This window comes from Paenibacillus sp. PAMC21692 (assembly GCF_014303795.1).
GTDB lineage: Bacteria > Bacillota > Bacilli > Paenibacillales > Paenibacillaceae > Pristimantibacillus > Pristimantibacillus agaridevorans.
This window is the reverse complement of the sequence record NZ_CP060293.1, coordinates 3,073,423-3,095,735: the sequence shown is the minus strand read 5'-3', so window position 1 is coordinate 3,095,735 and position 22,313 is coordinate 3,073,423. Positions and strand designations below refer to the sequence as shown.

Sequence of the window (22,313 nt, the reverse complement as noted above, 5' to 3'; positions counted from 1 at the left end):
CCGCCCCCTCATCATTCATTTTCAATCATCCAATCAACGAATTTCTAACCAGCGTCAAGGCTCCGATCATCCCCTGCTTATCCCCAAACGAGCTATGCTCCAGTTGCATTTCTACCGCGGCATAACGATTTGCTCTAAGCAGGATCGTACGTTTTGTTTCTTCGAAAATGATAGGCAAATGTTCAAATACGGGACCTCCCAAATAAATCACTTGCGGATTAAACAAATTAATGACGTTGCTCAAAGCTATACCGATCGCTTTACCTGACGTTATGCAGACATCAAATGCGATTTTATCATTTATTCGATAAGCTTCTGCAATGGATTCGAATTGGCCGCCTTGGCGCTTATAAGCAACCTCGATCATCGGATAAGTCACAATATTTTCCAAACAACCATAATTACCGCACGAACATCGCCCGGCATCTTCATCAGCGGTAATATGTCCGAGCAGCCCGCCTACATTATTAGCGCCTCTAAGCAATTGCCCGTTAATAAATATGCCGGCCACTATACCGTAAGCAACGTGAACGTTGATAAAATCCTCGATATCTTTGGCTTTACCTTCTATTTTTTCGGCTAGAGCCATCGTTCGGCCGCTTTCGTCCAAATAGACGGGACAATCAAAGCGCCGGTTCAGCCTGGATACAATATCCAGTTCTCCCCAAGCATTGAGGTTTGGAATATTCAGTATCCGCTGCATACTCCTATCCACGATACCCGTAACACCGATCCCTATTCCATCAAGCTCTCCTGGATTCAATTCCGACTCGGCCAAAAACCATTCGACTTTCTCAAGCACACGCTCTATGACATCCGCTTCTCCGTCAAACTCATCTACAAAGCATTCCTGCTCATGCGTAATTCTCATGAGGTTATCCGCCAATGCAAAGCGGATTCGGTATCCCCCAATATCAATTCCTAAAAATCGAAACTTCTCGGGATTTAAGTATAGCAATACTTCTTTTCTTCCCATCCCATTGCCAACACGATCGCCTTCGACAACGTAATGATGCTCGATAAGCATTTTTGTAATATTAGTTATTGTCGCTTGCGAAAGTCCTGTCATTTCCGCTAACGCTTTACGGGAGACGCCTTCGCATTTCTGTATGACCTTCAGAACTTGATTTTCCAATGGATTTAATTTCATCCTAAACTATCCTCTCACACGCAATAATAAAATCACCTACCCATTCTATCATAAGTATTCGTTGTGCTTACAGGGTAAGGCTTTTGACTAAATGATAATGTTGTCGCTGTTTGAAATTCAGCTTTATCTTTATATATTTTACTAAATAAATTATATACCTTTAAAACTCGATTGTAAATACATTTATAAAAATACAATCCAACGATTACAACTAATTGATTGCCTTTACCCCATGTGAATCAACCATATAATCCACTCATTGAATTATGTTATCGGCATATTAGCATAAAATGTGTGGCTTCTGCCGACATAGAACCAGCCACGGCTAATAGCCGCGGCTGGTCTTCTTTCTTATCCGGAAATCAGCTTCTCACTGGAATCTTAAGCTCTTGCTCAACAAAATCACGGCATATTTCCAAGCTTCGTAGAGGCGTATGCAAAGAATAGTCGATTTCGACAGTAAGCCATCCCTCATAACCAATTTCATTTAATGCGTCGATAATCGGCGGGAAGTCGATCACACCCGTACCAAGCTCGCAAAAATCGGTTAATGCTTCGTTGCCCACCGACATGGTAGTAACTTGGCTGCTCGCTTCTTTCGGCGCAAGATCCTTAAGATGCACATAAGCAACCCGCTCCTTATGTCGACGAATCACACTGGGTACATCCATGCCAGCCCCGGATAAATGTGCCGTATCAGGTGCAAAGAACACTTCGGCATCGCATAGTGCAAGCAGATCATCGAGCTCATTCTCATCTTGAAGCTCCGTCCACAAATGAGGATGAACGCATGACTTAACTCCAAATTCCAACGTTCGTTTAGCGGATTCGTTAATTGTAATTGCCGCCTGCTTTAATTGTTCCGGCGTCATAGCTCCTTTACGAGGGGCCCCTGGACCGAACACGATATGTCCAGCTCCGCATTTGGATATTATTTTGGCTAGCCGAACGTTAAAATCAATGATGCTCTGTTGCTTGGCCGGATCGGCAAAACAACGCCCCGCTTCGCCCGAAGCTCCTCCGTATACGCCGGCAAGGGCAAGACCGTATCGATCGAGCAATTGCTGCAGTTCGCTCTCGCGGTTTTCAAACCCTAACACGAAGGAGGGCCATGGCTCAATGGCCTTGTAACCTAGCAATGCCGCTTCCTCAAAACTTTTTTCGAATTTGTCGCCCCAAGTAATGCCATGGACGGCTACTTTACCTTTAAAAGCGCTCAAGACATTCATCTCCCCATTAAATGCTCTAATACATGCAAATCCAATCCCTCATAATCGCGCGCCGCAATAAATTGACGCTCTGCCTCTTTGTCGTAAGTACGCACCTTATCGACGAGATGCAAAAACATTTTTTTGCTATTTTCCAAGTGTTTATACGAAATGTCGCGCGGCTGCGTCCTCATGACCTTTACATCCAAGCCAACAAATTCACCGTTTTTGCCATATCCATTCTCTTCCAGCACACGCACCTGATTAAATGCACGCCGTAAATTATCAGACCCGAATGACTTATCCTGATCGTATTTCAGCCCGTTCTGATCATTAAGATGTACGCTCCACAGCTTGTCAAAGGAGAGCGCATAGCCCATTTCTTCCGATGGGTCAAGACCTGCAAGTATACAATGTGCCGTTTCGATCAACCCGCCCACTCGCTTCGAATCTATGGTCCGATAAGCAAGCGCTAATGTATGTCCAATAGTCGGTATGTACGCATGATCCATTGGCTCATTTGGTTTCGGTTCAATTAGAATTCGGATATTGCTGTCATATTCAAGCAGTTGATTCATGGCATCTGCAATATAATTAACCGAATCAACCGGATTTTTGGCTTCTCGAATATAGGTGCCCTCTCTTGCCAGCCATAACACAAAGTTGTTCGTTCCCATCTCTCTCGCAATATCGACAGCTTGTTTGGAACGTTCGATTGCGTAGGCGCGCTCCTTCGCATCATTGGAAGTAAATGCACCATCAATCGTGCGCTCGCTTTCCCATAGACGCGGAGCAACAATTTCCGCAACCAATCCAAGCTCATCTAAACGTCGACGTACGGCACCGGCTTCCTTCATGATTTCCGCATAAGATTTCTGTTCAATATCCGGTACGATATCATCATCGTGAAATTGTATGCCTTCGAATCCAAGCTCGCGATAAACGGCTAATTTCTGTTGAAAATCATAGGATTGACGAACTGCGGGACCAAACGGATCTGCCCCTTCATGAATATTCCAAGGTCCAAATGAAAATCGATACATAGTCAAGCTCCTCTCAAATAAAAACGGCTATTCGCCGTCCTATGGCGTAAGAATAGTTGTTGTCGGTATTTTTACCCAACTCTTATTTAAAGATGAAGTTTCAACTGCTTCCAAAACCAGTTGATTACGATATCCATCCTCGAAATTAGGCGATGGACTTCTATTTTCGGCAATACCATTTGTTAGCTCATGCAAAAGATTGATAAAAGTGTGCTCATAACCGATAATATGGCCTGCAGGCCAGTAGGCCCCCGCATAAGGATGGATTCCCTCCGTACAAGTGATGGTGCGGAATCCTTGATTGCCCTGCTCATCATCCTCCAAATATAATTCCAATTCGTTCATACTCTGCATATCCCAACGAATAGAACCCTTGGAGCCATTGATCTCGAACTGGTTCGTATTGCGGTTTCCTTTGCCGAAACGAGTCGCTTCGAAGACGCCGAACGCCCCATTGTCAAAGCGGCCCAGAAACGCTACTGCATCATCAACATCAACATGGCCCATTTGATCCCCGTGAATCTCGGCATTTAACCCGCCGCTCATTTCTCCCAGAGGACGTTTCTTGATAAAGGTATCCATCATTCCAGACACTTCGCTGATCTCGCCTACCAGATAACGTGCCAGATCAATAGAGTGAGCCATCAAATCTCCATGCGTGCCGGATCCGCATACATCCTTGCGCATCCGCCAGACAAGCGGGAAGTTGGGGTCCATAATCCAATCCTGCAAATATCTAGCTCTAAAATGATAAATATGTCCAAGCTTCCCGCTGTCGATTAGCTGTTTGGCATATCGAACGGCCGGAGCGAAACGATAATTGTGACATATCATATGCACGACTCCGGCTTTATTAACCGCTTCCAACATGCGCCCGGCCTCTTCGACATTCATCGCCAATGGTTTCTCGCATAAAATATGTTTGCCGGCATTTGCTGCCGCGATCACGATTTCCGCATGCGTGTTGTTCGGTGTAACGATATCAATTAAATCGATGTCATCTCTTTCAATCAGACGACGCCAGTCCGTTTCATGCGTTGCCCATCCCATCTTCTCCGCCGCCGCTTGCACTCCCTCTTGATTGCGTCCCGCAATCGCCTGCATCACAGGTTCGACTTTGGTATCGAAATAGAAAGGCAAATCGCGATAAGCGTGGCTATGGGCTTTTCCCATAAACTTGTATCCAATCATGCCAACGCGCAATTTCTTTTTCACCGTTCCGCCTGAAAGCATCTCACTCATCCTCGCTCACTCACTCCTTATAGAGGTTGTTCAAAAAGTCCGCTTCCCATTACGAAGTTATCCAAGAAGCCTACTCGACGTCGAATATTGAATTCAGCCGAACCTTCCGGTGCTCACGTAGCTTCCACTACGCTCCGCTCCTCAGGTCCTAGCTTCATCCAATCTTCTCGGTACTGAGAACCGAACTTTTTGAACACGCACTTATAGGGTGGCCGCAACTTTACGAATCGCTTCAATGACATCGTTACAATCTTCATCCGTCATATTTTGATGCAGATTTATCGCGATAGCACGGTTTAGCCAGTCAATCGTTTGCGGGCACATATCTTGCGAATACTGGACATTGCCTTTGTAGCTCTGACAGTTCCAAGGGGTATCATTTTCCGAAGCGCCCTGTTTCTCCATTACGTATTTCCAATTTTTAAATATATGCCGATCGGCAAAACCATTGTTGTTAATCGTGCCGTTTGGAATGCCTTCTTTGACCAACAGCTTCGAAAATTGTTCGGATTGCTCCAATGTATCCAAGTAGAAAACCAAGCTGTAAGAGAGATCGCCTTGTGGATCCGGAATACGTTGCAGCTGTATTTGCGCGATATCCTTGATCCCATCCACAATATTCGACTTGACCTTCTGAAGTCGAGATACAAGAGAATCGATCCGCTGAGATTGGGCAAGCGCAAGCGCCGCGTTTAGCTCACTGAGCCTGTAGTTTTCGCCAGCAAAAGGAACGGTTTCGGCCATTTTGTTCATATCCCAGTACACGAAAGCAGAATCATGATAAATCATAGCTCGCGCGTTTATCGATGGATCATTGGTAACGAGCATGCCGCCTTCGCCCGCAGTAACCAGTTTATATTGCTGAAAGCTAAAGCAGCCGGCATTGCCAATCGATCCGAGCGCCTTGCCTTTGTAGGAACCGCCATTTGCTTGTGCCACATCTTCGATCACAATAAGGTTATGCTTTGTCGCGACCGCCATAATTTCGTCCATCTGGCAAGGAACTCCTCGCATATGGACGGGAATGACCGCTTTCGTATAAGGGGTAATGGCCGCCTCCAGCGCTTGCGGATCCATCGTTAAGGTGTCATCTACATCTACAATGACTGGAACTGCGCGGGCAATTAAGACGGCCGCCGCAGTCGCGATATAGGTGTATGCGGGTACGATTACTTCGTCCCCTGGTCCGATGCCTGCTCCAATCAACGCAACTACAAGCGCCGAAGTACCGGCATTAACGCCTAAACAATATTGTACGCCTAGCCGATTACTGTACAATTTCTCCAATTGATACGCTTCCGAAAGCTCGTTATCGCTTCCGCTGTATCGGAACACTCTCTTTTTGTCCAGGACACGCAGTACATACTCTTTTTCCAGCTCACCAATTTCCGCTGTACTGACTAAGCCAAAGTCCCATGGTTTCGTACGTACCGGAGTATGATTATCATGTAATTGCATCGAGTTCCCTACTTTCATACCGTTATTTTTTATAAACTCTCGACTAGCTCCGCCGCAGCCCGAACAAATAGATCAGAAACGGTTTCGTCAAAAGGGGTCACGTTCATTTCGTATCCACCCAGCCCATCACGGAACGCCTCTACAGTCGGAAGATACCCATGGCATCCATTCGCAAGTCCGGACATCAACGTAAACGACGCCGGGGAATACGGTTTAATCAACCTCTCATACCCGCTAAAAACCTCGCAGGATACGGCAAGCAGCAGCAAATCCCCGATTCGGAAGCCTTGCAGCGTCACGTCGATCGTTGGCATAAAATATCCTTGACGCGTTGGAAGCGTAACTTGCTTCTCTGCCGCTTTCATCGGAAGTATGCCAATCGGCTGCAGGTCTTTCGCTGCGTGGGCAATATCCCGATGCAGCACTTGAGCCATCTCGAGCACCCAAGGATACGTATCTTCTGTTTCTGTCCGGTAATGGTCTCTCGGACCCACATTTCCAGAAAAGCCTTGAATGAACAACGACACAAAACCTTCTTTAAACGTCGATTCGTACTCACTCATCGCCAGCCCGACAAATTCGCTGGAAACCCGATTAAACGGATTGGCCAGCAAAGTTGGATGAACCGCACAGTTGACGATTGCTCCCAAAGCCTCGCCGTCTACCGACTCAATCATAATGAGATGGAGCGAAGGATCGATGGGCAATGTATCGTTATGCTGCAGATGAGGTCTACGATTTACCGATACGCTGCATTGTCCGGCAGCCGCACGAATTTGTACGTCCTGCAGCCTTTCGGCCGTTTCTGCAATCATTGCAGCGATTCGGGAAGTATACTTCTCGCTAAAATGCTCGGGGGCGCTATGGGTATGCGTGGCATGCACGGATACGGTAAATTCCTCTGTTTGAGCGGCATCCGCCCAAAACCGCTTCGTCCCTTCCGGGAACGTTTGGAGCAATTGACGATAAGGCTCCATTTGCCCATTAGGATTAGGCGACAGGTAGTCCTTTTCGTTCGTGAGACAACAGTCGACACTAACAATCACTTGCCGTGATATCCCATCGTCTAAAATCAAAACCCGCGCATACAGTTCATCCAGTATGTCTTTGTCAGGATTCGCAATGTATAAACTAGGATCATAACCTTGCAGCGGTGCCGGCTCCTCTGGCGTTATCTTTACTTTTCCAAACGCAGCCTTCACTCCTCCATCTTTCATCGCTCGTATCCCTCCCGATTCGATTCGACAGCCTTATATAATTCATTATGTGAATTATATAACCGATAAACCCATTTGTAAACCCCATAACTAAAATATTTACGCACTCAATAAAGCTTTCAATATCCAATGTACAGTTGATTCTTCTATATAATTCACTAATTGAATTATATAGCTGTGAGTTAGCGGATTGAGAACCTCGAGAATCAAATAACAAGCTCCCCCGCCTAACGGACACAGATAACACTATTCTTCAATTTTGTGGGCTTTCTAAAATCTAAAGGACATACACGACCTTATTGGCATCATCATCGCGCATATTGGCTCCATTACGACTCAATAGTATCTTCCTTGTCCGTTAGATTTGTTTGAAGTCAAAAATCGGACAAATAGCGTCGCTTGTGTCTGTTAGAGTTTTTAACCAGTGGCTCGCAAGTCTGGGAGTCGCATAATTAGCGTATCCGGATTCGCTTGGCTGACAAAATAGTCGAGCGGCCCACCCAAGCATAGAAATACGCCCGTTAAATCAAGGTACATATTCTCATACTTGTTTGACAGCTCAATGGCCGTCGTTATTCCAGGCTCTACTCCTCCGGAATGGCCAAACGCACCAAAAATCCGCAGCCTTGACGGTTGCGGATTTTTGAGTTTCATAGCGGTCCCTTCAATTCTCCATCGACATAAACGTCCGCGATCCCTCCGTTAAATGCGGTAGTTCCGTACACAGTAGCCCGCGTCCCATAAAACATAATCTCAACGGACCCCCCATCATCCAGCGCATAACGTTCACTCCCTCCATGCAATGAGGCGTTAGTTAGTGTAGACCAACGTTTGCTGTAAGTAACGAACGGGCTTGTATCGTCAATAACTGCAGGCTCAGAGCTTAATACTGTTATTGAAGCTGATCCCGGCGAAACAATGCCTCTCAGGTTTACTGCGTATAATTGGTACTTGCCGGGTTCCATATGCGAAGTGTCGAACGATACCTCTATCCCCGCTGACGCATCTGCCTTCAATCCGTATACCGTGCCATCTACTGCCGACAAGACGGCTTGCTCAAGCTCGCTTTCAGAAGCATACGCTTTTGCCGGCACCAGGTACAACTTGCCTGGCACCGAGCTTGTAGCCGTCACCGCAGTTCCTGTGGCGGCACAACAACATGAGCACATTAAACTTGTAGTACGATGCCAGGACAAAATAATTAGTCCAAATAAATCGTATCAAATGGATAATTCACTCTCTGCACGCGATATTCGCGGGGGGAGAAGCCGAGATAAGCTTTGAAGATTTTACTGAAGTAGCTGGGACTTTCGAAGCCACATTGTTTGCCAATATCCTGTGCGCTCATTTCTGTTGTACGTAGCATGGTGACAGCAGCTTCAATTCGGCGCCGACGCAAATATTCCAGCGGCGAAGAAAGTTTGTTCCGTTGGAACAAGCGGCATAAATAGGCGCCTGATACCCCGCAATATGCCGCAATATCCTCCAAAGTGACCGGAGTGGTAAGGTTTTCTTTGATATAAAGTTTGGCTTTTTCTACTATTGAAGAATTCTCTGCCTGTGTATTCAAGCCTTCATCGGGAGTAAATAAGGAGAGCATGAAGCGGTATAACATAACGGACAGCTCTGCACAATCAGAAAGTTTTTCTTCGGATACAGCTTTATACATGTCCCAGAAACTGGACAATGACAAGCTGCGATCGCGCAAGGCAATAACTTCACCTCCATGTTCGATAATGCGGTCCCACATGCGAAACGCATCTTCACCTTTGGCATTCAGCCATATAAACTCCCACGGTTCCTCTGTCTCCACCGGATAGTAATAGCGGTGATCACTCGGAATTTTTACGATAAAAGCTTTTCCAGGCGTGAGTCTGTATGTCTGGCCATCCAATTCAAGCCTGCCTTCCCCACTCAAGGTATATTGAAAAATAACATGACCATTGTCGGTGCGGGTATGCCCATTATTGCCGTAATAGGGTGAATCTGTAGATTGCCAACCAATAGAATCGAGCAGCAAGTAAGGGAGAGCTTCTGTATATCTGAATGCAAACGCGCCTTGTTCCATGATTAAACCCTGCCTTTCTGCAATCTTTCTCTATTTGAGTATACCGCAAATTTTTTCTGAAATTAAGGTCATTATTGTTATAGTTTATTCAATATTCTTAGATTGCGAACAATAAGGTCTGTTGATATGATGAAACCATCATAGCTAGAGGAGGTCATATTGTGACCAGTATTTCACCAGTATTCGAGACACGCTGTCTAAGTTCTCTGAGTAAAGTGTTTGCAGACTCGGATCTACTTGATACACAGATCAATAGCGGAACAGCTTTGTGGAATGAAGTATACTCCTTTCAAGTAGCTTATCGCAGTGGCACCTTGTCAAGGTTTCTTGAAGTATCTGTCAAATCGGAATTGAAGCCTTACATCACTTTGCGGTCGGTAGGCTTGGCACCGTCGGATATGCCGACTTTCGCGCAAACGGATGATGATTATACACGCACAACTCCCGGTCTGTATCCGGATATTTTGTATCCTGTCGAGCAAGGTGTGCATGCAATTCCGCATCAATGGCGTTCGATTTGGGTAACGGTTGCGTTGCCGTCTATCGCAGCGGTGGATGCAGCGCAAGACAAGAAATCTTTTGCTATCACACTTGCTTTCGCAAGCAGCGAGGGTACTCACTTGGGAGAAGAACAGTTTACACTGGAAGTTCTTCCGGCTGAGCTGCCGCCACAGCAACTGATTCATACAGAATGGTTCCATACGGATTGCATAGCAACACAATATAAGGTAGTGATGCTCGGCGAGGAGCATTGGGAGCTTATCGAGAAATATGCGAGCAATGCTGCCAGACATGGTGTGAACTTGTTACTTACCCCGCTATTTACACCGCCGCTTGATACGGCAATTGGAGGAGAACGTCCGACAATTCAATTGATTGGCGTGAAGCAAGTCGCAGAACATACGTATGAGTTCAATTTTGAGAAGCTTGAGCGCTGGATTGCGATGTGTGAGAGAGTCGGCATTCTCTATTACGAGTTCTCACATTTGTTCACCCAGTGGGGGGCGAAGCATGCTCCTAAAATTATCGCGGAAGTCGACGGAGAGGAACAGCGCATTTTCGGATGGGATACGGATGCTGGCGGAGAAGCCTATTGCGCGTTCCTAGATCAATTTTTACAGGAACTTGTTGCGTTTATTGAAAAGCGCGGTATCGAGAAGCAAGTGTACTTTCATGTTTCGGATGAGCCGCATAAAGAACATTTGGAGCCTTACCGCCAAGCCAGCGAAATTCTGAAGAAGCACTTGGGTAATTTTGCTTTCCTTGATGCTTTGTCCGACTATGATTTTTACCAACATGGATTGGTAGATGTCCCTATTCCGGCGACTAATCATATCGAGCCGTTTATTGAGAATCAAGTGGAGCCGCTATGGACGTACTATTGCTGCGGACAATATGTCGACGTAGCCAATCGTTTCTTCGGCATGCCATCTTATCGTAACCGGATTATCGGTGCACAAATGTACAAATTTAATGTAACAGGTTTCCTGCATTGGGGCTTTAACTTCTGGTACAGCCAGCATTCCCTTAAAGCGATTGATCCGTTCCGCGTGACGGATGCCGATTGCGGTTTCCCTTCCGGTGATGCCTTTGTTGTGTACCCGGGCGCTGACGGTCCGCTGGACTCCTTGCGTTGGGAAGTGTTCTATGAAGGTTTGCAGGATATGCGCGCGCTTCAATTGCTGGAGAAGCTTGTGGGCAGAGAGCAAACAATGACGTTGTTAGAGCAGGATTTGCAGGAAAAGCTTGCTTTCGATCAATACCCGAAAAGTTTGGACTGGCTGCTTCAGACTCGTCAGCGTATTAATGCCGCAATAGCAGATGCCGTGGTCTTAGCATAATAAGTACTTTGGGAAATTGTAGACTAACCGCATGAAAATGTTCTTGTTTTACATTGCCAGAATCGAGTAGGAGGGGGCGCCTAGCCCCCGTCTCCGGGTAGAAGGGCCCCCCAACTGGTGGCCCGAACCCGAATAGAACCCGACGTGCGGATTTCCCGCACCGGGCTCTTGCTTGACTTGCATTTCGTATCGAGTTATCTTCGACACAACAGCCGCGTACAACTCGACCGCGCTACATCTTGAGAAAAGCGCGTCCTCAAAATTTCGGCTGAAATTTAAGGAGTTTGGTGCGTACTTTCCTAGAAAAGCGCGCCGCCCTTTTTCGGAGAACGTTGGTGCTATGCAGTTTCTCGGTTCTCGCCGCGCCGTACTTTAGGAACGTACGCTCTACCCGATATGCTTCGGACTTTTCATGCAAAACGCCGCCCAACTAAAACAAAAAGCTATTCCTTAAGCGCACCGATTAATACACCCTTATTAAAATATTTTTGCAAAAACGGATAGATAAAAAGAATCGGCAACGTGGACACGATAATGGTCGCGTATTTAATCGTCATCCCGATGGAAGCCTTATCACCGGCGATCTTGGTCATCATCGCCCTGGTATCATTGGTGATCAGTATTTCGCGAAGCAACAGCTGGAGTGGAAACAACTCCCTCGTTCGTAAATAAACCAGAGCGCTAAACCAGGAGTTCCAGTGTCCTACTCCATAAAACAATAACATGACCGCAATAACAGGAAGAGATAAGGGAAGGATTACCTTATACAAGATAACGAAATCATTCGCGCCATCTATTCGCGCTGCTTCCTCAAGACTGACAGGGATCGCCTGAAAAGATGTTCGCATAATAATTAGATTGTAAGCACTCATCGCCGCGGGTAATATCAATGCCCAACGCGTATCCATCAAGCCAATATTCCCGATTAGAAGATAGGAAGGGATGAGTCCTCCCTGAAAAAACATTGTAAATACAATCAAGAACATAATCGGATTTCTCCACATCACGCCTTTTCTCGATAGGGCATACGCTCCCAAGGCAGTCATCACTATGTTCAATAAAGTACCCAGGATCACATAAAACATTGTATTCATGTATCCAATACGAATCATTGGATTATCAAATACATGTATATAAGAAGATAATGAAAATCCCTGGGGGAATAACAGAAGTCCCCTGTGCCGCATCATCAGGTCGGGATCACTAAAAGAAGCAAACAATACATATAATAATGGATATAAGGATACGATGGACAAAACGATCATGAACATCATGTTGCCGATATCAAATATACGTTCGCCAGCAGATCTTTTCATCAGCATGTAAGCCTCACCTCACCATAATCGATTTCCCGTATACTTCTTGCTTGTTTGATTGGCTATGACGAGCAGAACAAAATTGATAACTGAGTTAAACAGACCGACGGCTGCGCTGTAACCGAAATCCGCTCCCAAAACACCTTTACGGTATACATAAGTGCCGATTACATCTGCCGTCTCATAAGTAGAAGGTTTGTACATTAATAAGATTTTCTCATCGCTAACAGCCATCAGCATGCCAACTTCCAAAATGAACAAGATTGTAATGATAGGCATTATTCCGGGTAATGTAATATGGAGCAACTGCCGCCATCTTCCAGCTCCATCCATTTTCCCTGCCTCATATAATGTTGGATCGATACTGGCAATCGCCGCTATAAATATAATGGAGTTCCATCCAACATTTTGCCAAATACCCGAGCTAATAAACAACGTCCGGAACCATCCCGGCTCAAGGAAAAAAGAAATCGGTTCAATTCCAAATACGAAAGACATAATTTGATTGATCAGACCATCCCTTGATAGAAAATCAACCATCATGCCTACAACGACTACGAGCGAAATAAAGTGAGGTACATAAGTAATGGATTGAACGGTTCGTTTGAAAACCTGATTCTGAATCAAGTTAAGTAATAAAGCTAAAATAATACCCGCTGGAAATGCCAGAAGCAGATTGTATAGACTCAGCAAAACCGTATTACGAGTGACCCGCCAAAAATAATAGCTATCAAAAAATTCAATAAAATACTTAAATCCGACCCAGTCGCTATTGGTTATTCCCTGAAGTGGCGAAAAATCTTTAAAGGCAATTTGCACACCATACATCGGTACATAATAAAATAGGAGGTAATAAGAAACGACGGGTAGTAACATCAGATAAATATATTTATTGATACTGAAATCTCTAAAAATCCGTTGCATCAGATTGCCGTTAGTCATGTTCGTATTTCGTTTATTTATTACTGCCATTCTCACACCCCCTGGATCTCAATGATGCCGCTAAAAAAATAGTCGTGTTCAGGGATAGGCCTGAACACGAATAATAACAAAGAGATTACATTAACGTTTGTTATACCGATCCAATGCAGCCTGTTGCAGCTCGACAGCCTCTTCAATCCCCATCCTGGTAATCGTCTCGACAAAGTCATCAAACTGATCGATCGGTTCAGCACCCATAATAAATTTATCAATCATTTCTGTATAATAGGTGCTTACATCGTTCATAATGGAAGCGAATTTCGAACCGTCATCTGCAGTTAATGTAACCGGCGGCATTAACTTCTCGTTTGAAGGCTGCGTCCACGTACTAATGGCTGCCTTCTGCTCCGGTGAACCTGCATATTGTTCATAATAACGGCGATCTTTAACAAACGGACCGGAGAAACTGGCCAGAACATACTTCGCCATAGCCTGTCCGATCGGTAAACCATCAGGGCTCTTCATGATGACATCTGTATAAGTCGGATAGTTGTCTACTAACGTGTAGCTTTCTCCTTCAATCCCAAAGTTGAACAGCATATGTCCTGCTTCGCTATACTTGTAATCCAACCACTTTACAATTTGTTCCGGGTTTTTGGCACTGGTCGTAATCGCCGCTCCGATTCCTGAGAAGAATGCATCCCTTTGACCAATTTCAGCCTTTTCTCCTGCGTTTAACGAAGGGTATGGCGCCCCTGCCAAACTAAAGCTCCCATTAGGTGGATTCGTATCAAATTTACCAGCCTGGTTGCCGCCGATCATTAACGATCCGACCTGGTCGTTGATTACCCTTGAGTTCGTCACGTTATAGTCAGCCGCCGCATACTCCCTATCAATCAAGCCCTCTTTGTACCATCTGCTCATCGTTTCCAGATGTTCTTTAAACTGGGGTTGAATCGGTCCATATTTGACCTTTCCATTTTCTTGATAAAATCCAGTTGTAATTCCCCATGCGCCTACAAATGCACCAGAAAAAGAAATAAACCAATTATCCAGAAAAAAGGGAATCTCGTCTTTCTTATTATTGCCGTTAGGATCCTGATCACGAAATGCAGTAAGCACTTCTTCCCATTCGTTGATTGTAGTCGGCATCTGCAAATGAAGTTTATCTAACCAATCTTGTCGAATCCCTGGACCGATGTAAGTCAACAAGTATTTGTCGCCGTTGATGTAAGGGAATACATATATATTCCCATCATCCGACGTAACCATTTTTCTGAAATCAGGATTATCTTGTAACACTTTAGACAGATTCGGTGCATGTTCTTCAATTAATTCATTTAGACGAATGATTCGCTTTTCCTTGATTGCATTATCCGGCCCTTTGGGGACACTAACCCAGTCGGCCTCGATGACATCTGGAAGCTTGCCGGAAGCTAATAGCAGATTTAACTGATCCGCTACTTGATCCGCAGATACATGCTGAAACTTGACCTTAGTTCCCGTCACTTTTTCCAATTCCTTGTATGCCGCAATGTCATTATACGTTGTCATCGTTGCCGCAACGTTCGTATTCAAGCCTGCCCAATAGGTGAGGGACTCCGGGTATCCGCTCTCGCCGTTCGCTGTCGCTTGACTGGCTTCAGGCGAATTCCCCTTGTTCTCCCCAGTGCTTGCATTGCCATTTCCATTCGTGCCGCTACAGCCCGCCACTACACTACTGCATAGAGCGAAAATCAGACAACTGGTGACAATCCGTTTTCCAGCCATTTTTCTAATCATTTCCACCTTCCTTAAACCTCCCTTTTTTTATTGTTAGCAGTCTCTCGACTGTCCCTAATAATAAGGAAATGACGACTATCTTTCTATGGACAATACATAATATAAACTATCATTAGATAAGATATGGAATAACAATTTTGTAACAACAAAGCCGAGCTCATTCTATCTGAATAAACTCGGCGCTTCAGCTTCAATTTCCATCTATTAATTCTCTATATTTTCCAGGTGTTATCCCTTCGATTTTTTTAAACGTTCGAATTAATCCAATATCGTAAGAAAATCCAAGCTTCTGTGCGATCATGGAGATGGTAAGCGATCGATCGGCGAGCATTTCCTTTGACCGTTCGATTCTCAAACGAGAGATATAGTCCGATATGGTCTGTCCACTATGTTTTCTGAAAAAATTGGATAAATATTGTGGTGTAATACGTACATGATCGGCGATAACGATGACACTTAATGAACTTTCTTCATAATTTGCATCAATAAACTGTTTAATTCTGTTGTATAGCCTGTCACTGTGATCTACTTTCTCTTCATTAAAATAACTGCAAACCAGGTGAAACAACTCTTTCATCCGTTCAAGCATTTCCGTAGTAGAATTACAACTCATAATCAATTTAATAGGAGCTTCTCCCTCCGTAAATAGAACCTTGCCGCTTAAATTCAATGTGTTTTGTAACTTAAGGATCGTGCCAAGCAAATCAAATATAAAACATTTCCCCATCTCCGGAGAAACGCTCCTTGTGAGAAAGTTGAGCACAAATAGATCTTCCAGCAGTTTTTTCACAGCGTTAAAGTCACCACTTTTGGCCAAATTCAACAGTTGGGTTTCCAACTCATGCGGATAATGGTAATGACCTCGCTCCAGATCCTTGATCTCCTCAAATGCAATATTCGTGCCCTCTCCCCGGATCATCTTATAATCCATAGCAATTCGTGCTTCTCTATAACAATGACCTATCATGTCCATTCCCAGGTGAAAATTGCTTATCGCCGTTGTGATTTTGATATTATATCGTCTCTCGACGATCCCTCTCAACTCCGCTATGAAGGTCTCTGTATCGGAACTCTGCCGCTCCTGATGTGTGTCAGAATTAATGAGCACTGCCAATTGGTTACTGTCTAATTCTACAATGTACCCTCTGTCCCCCAAGATTTCCGAGCCAATATTAGTGATGATAAACGGAATTAAAGTAGAGTCACCCACTCGACTTCCATCTAAATGATCGTTGGAATCCCAAATGTCTATCAGAATAATACGGAAAGCTTCCGAAGTGAAACAAATACCCAAGCTTTCGAGTTTCCTCCTTGCTTCCTCTTCTATATCCATCTGGCCCTTAATTAAGCGAATGAGATAGTTGGCTTTAATAACGGGTGCCTGCAAGTGCAAGGCGGTTCGCATTTTCTTTTCTTCTTCAAATGAGTTTTTAATTGTATTCTTAATAAAATCAAGTTCATTTACAATTGTATTTTGCTCCTTGTGTTTGCCTGACGTAATGGATGCTACCACCTCCCTGAGTGGACGATAATATCTTTGTGTCAAGGAAAAACATGCAGCCACTCCAACAACCAAATAAACGAGCAGGATCGCAAAAGCGATTACTTTCATTTCATTCACTTTTGACATCAGTTTATCTTTCGGAGTAACCGCTATATATTTCCATCCATTTTCACTCGATGAAGTGTAAGTCAGAAGCATTACCCCGTCATTCTCATCTTCAAAGGTTTGGAATCCTGAGGAAATACGTGATAGTACCTGATCGATAGGTTTGGTTGACTCATTCGTTGTCATAATCAGTTGATTATTATCATCCACTATATAAATGATCGAATCGCTTGCCGACTCGATCTGTTTCATTAAATCATTAAAGTGCTGCTCGTCAATCAGCAGGACGAGAGACCCTTTTATGTCCTCAACTTCACCCATCGGCAGCGATTGAATGAGTGGAATATAGCGATTTTCGGCACCGGTTTGGTTAGAGATCGTGACGGAAGGAAGAAATGTCCGATTATGGTATCCTGTTAACATCGTTTCTTTTATCTCAGCAAATTCCATTCCCTGATAAACTTGACTCAGCTTGAAGTAGTCCTCTGCAACCGTTTTCACTTTTGGCGTCAACACCATATTTGTATTGGCCAAGTAGATAAAAAAATTTCCTAACGTGCCATTAACAAGGCGGTAGTGGTTTAACTCATTGATATATTCAATAAATTTATACAAGTCTTTTGCTGATTTCGCGTTGTCTCCATTGCGCAACAGCCAGTCAAGCTTAGGATTATAGGAGAGTTGAACAATATCCTGATTGAGTTCCCGAATTTTCAAATCAACGACTTGTTTAACTTGCTCCAACATCGCCGTATTGGAACGATTTACATTTTCCACCATACTGCTGCTCATACGCGTATAAAGAAATGAGCCAAATACAACAGGAGAAATCAATACTGTAAGGAAAGATAAAAATAGCGCCCAAAAAATGCTTGTTCTCCATCTTCTGATAGCTGTCTTATTGTGCCACCAATGCCGCATGCTTCCCATCCTTCCTCATTCCTCCTGTGCTCAAAGAGACAGTTTTTGGCAGCACATGCGTGCTGCCCTAAGCTATTGCTTTATGACATCAGCTTCAATCCATGGATTAAGCGTAGATCCGAAACCATGCTGATGCCAAGTGCATAAATTCTCGCGTGTATCGATGACCGGTGTTCTGCAGCATCGTATAAGATCGTGTGCCCGGCAACCGTTCAAATAAGGTCTCTATCGTATCTATTGGCGTACTTAGATCGTCTCCTCCGCCAGTTAGAAGAACAGGCATCGTCAATCGTCTCGCATGGGAAAGCGTATCGATAAACCCCAAGCTTCGCCAACCGGCAGCAGGGTTTTGGAGTTTAGTGAAACCAGGGGCAGTTAGCGCATAGGCGCCACGACCTGCGGCAAGTGGGAAATTGGTCAAGAAAGGTACATCCGCTGCTACACAGCGCACACCTCGATCACGGAATATAGAACCGAGCAAGAGCGCCCCTCCGCCCCCTTGGCTTGTACCAAAAAAAGAAAGGCGCCCCTTTACCGTAGCTTCCAGCTCCTCCGCCCAATTTATCGCCTGAATACAATTCAATAGCCAGCTTCCGTATCCCTCCTTTGCCCCGTTGCTTACAGTGTCGGGAAGCACCGGCCACTCTCCGTCCACCTGCAAAGCTTCGTTAGGTCCGTCGGGAGTAGTGTAGCCGAGTGGAGAAATATGCAGGACATGATAACCTTGCTGAACTAAATCCGGGTGAGTGCTCATCTCGGCGCCGTAGCCCGGTACATGGATCAGCAGAGGGGCGGGTTGAGACCACGCGGGTTGCCAATACCCATAGAACGGCGTCCCCTGCTTCGGCGTGAACTTGACATACCGAAACTCATTACTTGCGTAATGAACTCCCAGATGATGTGAGAAGCTATTGCGATTCAGAACTTCGACTGTGCAGGAATTTACTTCAGCCTCGTCCATAAGAGAATTAATCCAATCATCTACTTCTTCTATTGTTGGATAATGCTCAAACCCATTCTTTTGCCCGGACAATTTATATTCCTCCTTGCAGACTGATTGTGAGGGCAGTTGACCCCAATCCCCACTCCCCGGAGGGGTTGTTGAGATTGGGGCAACAGGTCCTAAGTAATTATTGACGATTAAGCTTAAGGGCATCCACTTCTGCCTTTAACTCCTGAATCGCTTTGATAAGCGGTCCTATCAATTCGGTATAACCAATAGAGAGAACGTCCTCCCCTCCATTGACCGTATGATCTTGATAGCCGCCCCAATCGACGCCCATCCCATCCAGAACCTCTTTGACCTCTTGGGCGACAAGTCCCTCATGGAACCTCTTCCGCTGCTTGCTTCCATCCTTTGGAAGCTCCGTGAACGATCCATCCTCATTAAGCTTGGCATAATCCTGACGATAATCCCAATTGAATTGTCTGGGTCGAAGCTTCATAATAAACGGAAGACCGAGCTGCGTATCCCTGATATTGGCCTTGTCTCTTGCATCCGAACGATCTTGTACCGCACCGTATGCATATGAGGTTATACTGCTATCACCCAATTGAAGCTGATTGCTTCCCGTAACTTGGGAGCCGACGCCTAGACAAGTTATATTTCCGTATGACACCGGGGTTGCAGAATAACCGGCGGCAAATCCGAGGAAGGTGGCATAACTGCCCATTTGATTCGTTCCAGACTGCGCCCCTATCGATGTTGTATAACCCGCATTGGATGTCGCGCGAAATCCGACAGACACCCCCTGATCGGATGAAGAAAAAGCCCCTTGTCCGATTACGGTTGCCCGCAAACCGTGCTTATCTATGTGTGCTGCATCCCCCACTGCCGTTGCACTCTGAGCCTCGACCCGCACACTTGTGCCGATTCCGACCGAGTTGCTGACCGGAGTCTCAGCCGTTCCAACACGCGAATGCCACCCAAGCGCAACTGTTTCACTGCCATGAGCCAAAGATTCAGCGCCTACAGAAGTTGTATATTCATACTTATAAGTCACATTCACATTACTATTCAAGTAACCTGACAAAGCGCCAACGAACGTATTGGCCTTCCCGCCTCGACAGTTCAACCCTGCCTGACTTCCGAAGGCGGTATTGTAAGAGTCTGTCCAACTATTGTACATGGCCTGAAACCCGACTGTCGTATTCTGATGGCCGGTTGTATTCTGGAATGCAGCGTGAAAACCGACGGCGGTATTATAGGAGCCCTCCGTATTCATCACACAGGCTTTATAGCCGATCCCCGTGTTCGATATTCCATTTCCGTTGTATCTCAGTGCGCTGTAGCCATAAGCGCTGTTGCGATGCGCTTGATTGAATTGCAACGAGAAAGCCCCGACAGCAGTATTTTGGAACCCGTGCTGAGAGAACTGCTGCGACCTGCCGCCGATTGCAACATTAAAAGCTGCGTCATTGTACCAGCATGAAGCCGTCAAACGATCGCCTATCGCAACGCTTCCTGATAAATAAGGTCCAAACTTAATCATGTTAGGCACTCTCATTGGGCTATCTCCCGTGGAAACATTGATTTGGCGATCTCCCTCGGAAACATTGAGAAAAGCAGGTTCCGTTTCTTTGGCAACTTTGATAAATGATATGCTCGTTATCGTACCTGCCCAACTTGTATCCGTCGAAAGCTTAAACAACATGGAACCGTCATCAATAGGGAAGCAACCTACGTTTACGACTTGACTCCCTACTTCCAAATAGTATTCAGGAATCGAATCCAATATGGAGGAGCCGCCCAAACTAGGCGCAATACTCCCAGCTTCAGTCGTTGTAATATCTATCAACAGAATATAGGTCGCATAAGAATCAATTGTCGCATACTGCTCCGCTTCACCGACAGTCCCTGCGGTATGTGTGATGCTATTGGACCCGTAACTGAAATTATTGAGTATCCAGCCTGTTGTGCCACCGGTAAAACCGGGATTTGTCAACCTCTCATCAGTGCCAATGTCTGCACCATTGCTATGGCTGACAGTAACATCAATAGAAGGGATTACTCCGTACTGATACGCAATTCTTCCGCTTTGCCGCATGACCCCTCCAGCGCCCACTGCATTCAATGTGGTCGCTAAAGCAGTCGTATCATTGCTGGTACCATCAGCAGCGCCGCCAAAATCCTTAATACTTAAATTTTCTGCATTTTTGTCTTGCTGGGTTCGAGGGATCGCGCCTGTAAACGGTTGCAATACAACAACATCATTATCCGGAATAGTCATTTGCTTCAACTCCCTATTTTTTTTAGATGCCGGGTTGCTTCATGCGGTATGCTTTGATGTTCAACTGGAAGCGGGATTTGAGGATTTTCAAGTACCACGCCGCTTAAGAAGGAAGTTTCGGAAGCTTGAACAAGCTCCAATCCTGAGAGCGGATTGTCATGCAGATGTAATACATTCCCCGGCTCTTTAATATAAACGGCAGTACGCGGATGCTCTGGTTTAGTTGAGTTCATAAATTGATTGCGAACAATATGCATATCGACTGATGCGGCTTCGAGCATGATCTCCGCACTTTCGTGACCGTTATCCCGAAACACATTGTCACAGATCAAGGTTCGATCCCCTGAACGACCTGCTGCGTCATAACGGGTAACCAATCCGTAACCGCCATTATTCGAAATCGTATTATGACGAATGATTGCATCCGTGTCTGCATGCCCGATAGAGATACCATTCCGTTTATTGTTTTCGAACAAACACTCTTCGCATAATGAATACGAGACTCTAAGACAATAAAAAAGTCCGTCATGCTCATTGTCAATACTGACAATACGCCTCATAATGAACCCGACTGAGCCGCTGCCAGGGTGAAGTCCGCTTCCTTTATTGCTCTGAATGAGACAATTTTCAACACTTGTGTGGACACAAGCTTGAAAGCTGATTCCATCTCCATTATAGTTTTGGACTGTCAGATTCCGCATTTCAATGTTGCGGCCGCGCAGAAAATAAACGCCACCTCCGCGACAACCGTTAATAAATTCATTCTCTTCAGCATTTCCGTCTACAATAAAATTGTCCAGGACAACATCTTCCACATCACATCCGCTAACGATCGGATAGATGGAAACCGCCGATCCATCAGAAACTTCAGCTATATCATGATTCAGTTGCCGGGATATTCCCAGCTCATTTCCCCGCTTCCAGCTCACCGTCGCAACTGTTGTATAGAAGGCTGTTGCAAGCTTATCGGAGATATGAATGCCCATACCGATTGAGAACTTCTCCGGCTCCTTTACCTTAATGGAATACATACCGTATCCATTTACTTCTATGATTGGTGTTGAAACACTGGCAGGCTTCCATAGTATGGTTTCGTCCCCGCTCCCCTGAATATGTACGTGGGATCGAAGATGTAACGAATCGTGCATGATGTAGGTGCCTGGCAGTAATCTTACCACTCCCCCGCCAAGACTAGCTACTCGATCTACTGCCATTTGAATACTAGTATTTGTTGTTCCGACAATATCGGCATTCTGATGCCCCACCGTTACCTCAACCATCTCCATCACTATGCGCCTCCTCGTTGT

The 22,313-nt window shown here is 45.3% G+C and carries 16 protein-coding genes; 1 reads left to right on the top strand and 15 read right to left on the bottom strand.

Annotated features, from left to right (window positions below; all coding sequences use genetic code 11):
* Positions 1-25: 25 nt before the first annotated feature.
* The 8 genes from H7F31_RS12150 to H7F31_RS12115 all read right to left on the bottom strand — a co-directional run bounded on the left by H7F31_RS12150 (position 26) and on the right by H7F31_RS12115 (position 9,386).
* A complete protein-coding gene (locus H7F31_RS12150) occupies positions 26-1,150 on the bottom strand; it encodes an ROK family transcriptional regulator (RefSeq protein ID WP_187104383.1) in 1,125 nt (374 codons plus the stop codon).
* Positions 1,151-1,512: 362 nt separating this feature from the next.
* Positions 1,513-2,370, bottom strand: coding sequence for a sugar phosphate isomerase/epimerase family protein (locus tag H7F31_RS12145; protein WP_187104382.1), 858 nt, complete (start codon positions 2,368-2,370; stop codon positions 1,513-1,515).
* 5 nt (positions 2,371-2,375) lie between these two features.
* Positions 2,376-3,401: a TIM barrel protein gene (locus H7F31_RS12140; RefSeq protein ID WP_222622750.1), complete on the bottom strand. Its 1,026-nt coding sequence runs from the start codon at positions 3,399-3,401 to the stop codon at positions 2,376-2,378.
* 39 nt (positions 3,402-3,440) lie between these two features.
* Positions 3,441-4,643, bottom strand: a complete 1,203-nt coding sequence (locus tag H7F31_RS12135; protein WP_261800394.1) for a Gfo/Idh/MocA family protein — start codon at positions 4,641-4,643, stop codon at positions 3,441-3,443.
* Between the two features lie 201 nt (positions 4,644-4,844).
* A complete protein-coding gene (locus H7F31_RS12130) occupies positions 4,845-6,101 on the bottom strand; it encodes a DegT/DnrJ/EryC1/StrS family aminotransferase (RefSeq protein ID WP_187104380.1) in 1,257 nt (418 codons plus the stop codon).
* Positions 6,102-6,130: 29 nt separating this feature from the next.
* Positions 6,131-7,318, bottom strand: a complete 1,188-nt coding sequence (locus H7F31_RS12125) for a hypothetical protein (RefSeq protein ID WP_187104379.1) — start codon at positions 7,316-7,318, stop codon at positions 6,131-6,133.
* A 650-nt stretch (positions 7,319-7,968) separates the two neighbouring features.
* Positions 7,969-8,451: a hypothetical protein gene (locus tag H7F31_RS12120; protein WP_187104378.1), complete on the bottom strand. Its 483-nt coding sequence runs from the start codon at positions 8,449-8,451 to the stop codon at positions 7,969-7,971.
* A gap of 68 nt (positions 8,452-8,519) precedes the next feature.
* Positions 8,520-9,386, bottom strand: coding sequence for an AraC family transcriptional regulator (locus H7F31_RS12115; RefSeq protein ID WP_187104377.1), 867 nt, complete (start codon positions 9,384-9,386; stop codon positions 8,520-8,522).
* 161 nt (positions 9,387-9,547) lie between these two features.
* Here H7F31_RS12115 and H7F31_RS12110 point away from each other — a divergent pair, with 161 nt between their 5' ends.
* Complete coding sequence (locus H7F31_RS12110; RefSeq protein ID WP_261800393.1) at positions 9,548-11,227, top strand: DUF4091 domain-containing protein; 1,680 nt, start codon at positions 9,548-9,550, stop codon at positions 11,225-11,227.
* Positions 11,228-11,670: 443 nt separating this feature from the next.
* On the opposite strand, the gene H7F31_RS12105 is transcribed toward H7F31_RS12110, so the two are convergent.
* From H7F31_RS12105 to H7F31_RS12075, 7 genes are all read right to left on the bottom strand, one after another.
* On the bottom strand, positions 11,671-12,549 hold the full coding sequence (locus H7F31_RS12105) for a carbohydrate ABC transporter permease (protein ID WP_187104376.1): 879 nt from the start codon (positions 12,547-12,549) through the stop codon (positions 11,671-11,673).
* Positions 12,550-12,561: 12 nt separating this feature from the next.
* Positions 12,562-13,515 carry an ABC transporter permease gene (locus H7F31_RS12100; protein ID WP_187104375.1) on the bottom strand — a complete coding sequence of 318 codons (954 nt, stop codon included), beginning with the start codon at positions 13,513-13,515 and terminating at the stop codon, positions 12,562-12,564.
* A 90-nt stretch (positions 13,516-13,605) separates the two neighbouring features.
* Positions 13,606-15,246: an extracellular solute-binding protein gene (locus H7F31_RS12095; protein ID WP_261800500.1), complete on the bottom strand. Its 1,641-nt coding sequence runs from the start codon at positions 15,244-15,246 to the stop codon at positions 13,606-13,608.
* Positions 15,247-15,436: 190 nt separating this feature from the next.
* Positions 15,437-17,785: a helix-turn-helix domain-containing protein gene (locus tag H7F31_RS12090; protein WP_187104374.1), complete on the bottom strand. Its 2,349-nt coding sequence runs from the start codon at positions 17,783-17,785 to the stop codon at positions 15,437-15,439.
* 97 nt (positions 17,786-17,882) lie between these two features.
* On the bottom strand, positions 17,883-18,809 hold the full coding sequence (locus H7F31_RS12085) for an acetylxylan esterase (protein WP_187104373.1): 927 nt from the start codon (positions 18,807-18,809) through the stop codon (positions 17,883-17,885).
* Between the two features lie 97 nt (positions 18,810-18,906).
* A complete protein-coding gene (locus H7F31_RS12080; protein WP_187104372.1) occupies positions 18,907-21,006 on the bottom strand; it encodes a tail fiber domain-containing protein in 2,100 nt (699 codons plus the stop codon).
* Positions 21,007-21,011: 5 nt separating this feature from the next.
* Positions 21,012-22,292 (bottom strand): right-handed parallel beta-helix repeat-containing protein, encoded by a 1,281-nt coding sequence (locus H7F31_RS12075; protein ID WP_187104371.1) that lies wholly within the window; start codon positions 22,290-22,292, stop codon positions 21,012-21,014.
* Positions 22,293-22,313: the final 21 nt, after the last annotated feature.

Excerpts from the sequence above, each read along its gene's own strand:
- H7F31_RS12095 (WP_261800500.1), bottom strand. The coding sequence starts at position 15,246 with ATGATTAGAAAAATGGCTGGAAAACGGATTGTCACCAGTTGTCTGATT.
- H7F31_RS12115 (WP_187104377.1), bottom strand. The coding sequence starts at position 9,386 with ATGGAACAAGGCGCGTTTGCATTCAGATATACAGAAGCTCTCCCTTAC.
- H7F31_RS12140 (WP_222622750.1), bottom strand. The coding sequence starts at position 3,401 with ATGTATCGATTTTCATTTGGACCTTGGAATATTCATGAAGGGGCAGAT.
- H7F31_RS12150 (WP_187104383.1), bottom strand. The coding sequence starts at position 1,150 with ATGAAATTAAATCCATTGGAAAATCAAGTTCTGAAGGTCATACAGAAA.
- H7F31_RS12135 (WP_261800394.1), bottom strand. The coding sequence starts at position 4,643 with ATGAGTGAGATGCTTTCAGGCGGAACGGTGAAAAAGAAATTGCGCGTT.
- H7F31_RS12130 (WP_187104380.1), bottom strand. The coding sequence starts at position 6,101 with ATGCAATTACATGATAATCATACTCCGGTACGTACGAAACCATGGGAC.
- H7F31_RS12075 (WP_187104371.1), bottom strand. The coding sequence starts at position 22,292 with ATGGAGATGGTTGAGGTAACGGTGGGGCATCAGAATGCCGATATTGTC.
- H7F31_RS12105 (WP_187104376.1), bottom strand. The coding sequence starts at position 12,549 with ATGCTGATGAAAAGATCTGCTGGCGAACGTATATTTGATATCGGCAAC.
- H7F31_RS12125 (WP_187104379.1), bottom strand. The coding sequence starts at position 7,318 with ATGAAAGATGGAGGAGTGAAGGCTGCGTTTGGAAAAGTAAAGATAACG.
- H7F31_RS12080 (WP_187104372.1), bottom strand. The coding sequence starts at position 21,006 with ATGACTATTCCGGATAATGATGTTGTTGTATTGCAACCGTTTACAGGC.
- H7F31_RS12100 (WP_187104375.1), bottom strand. The coding sequence starts at position 13,515 with ATGGCAGTAATAAATAAACGAAATACGAACATGACTAACGGCAATCTG.
- H7F31_RS12090 (WP_187104374.1), bottom strand. The coding sequence starts at position 17,785 with ATGGGAAGCATGCGGCATTGGTGGCACAATAAGACAGCTATCAGAAGA.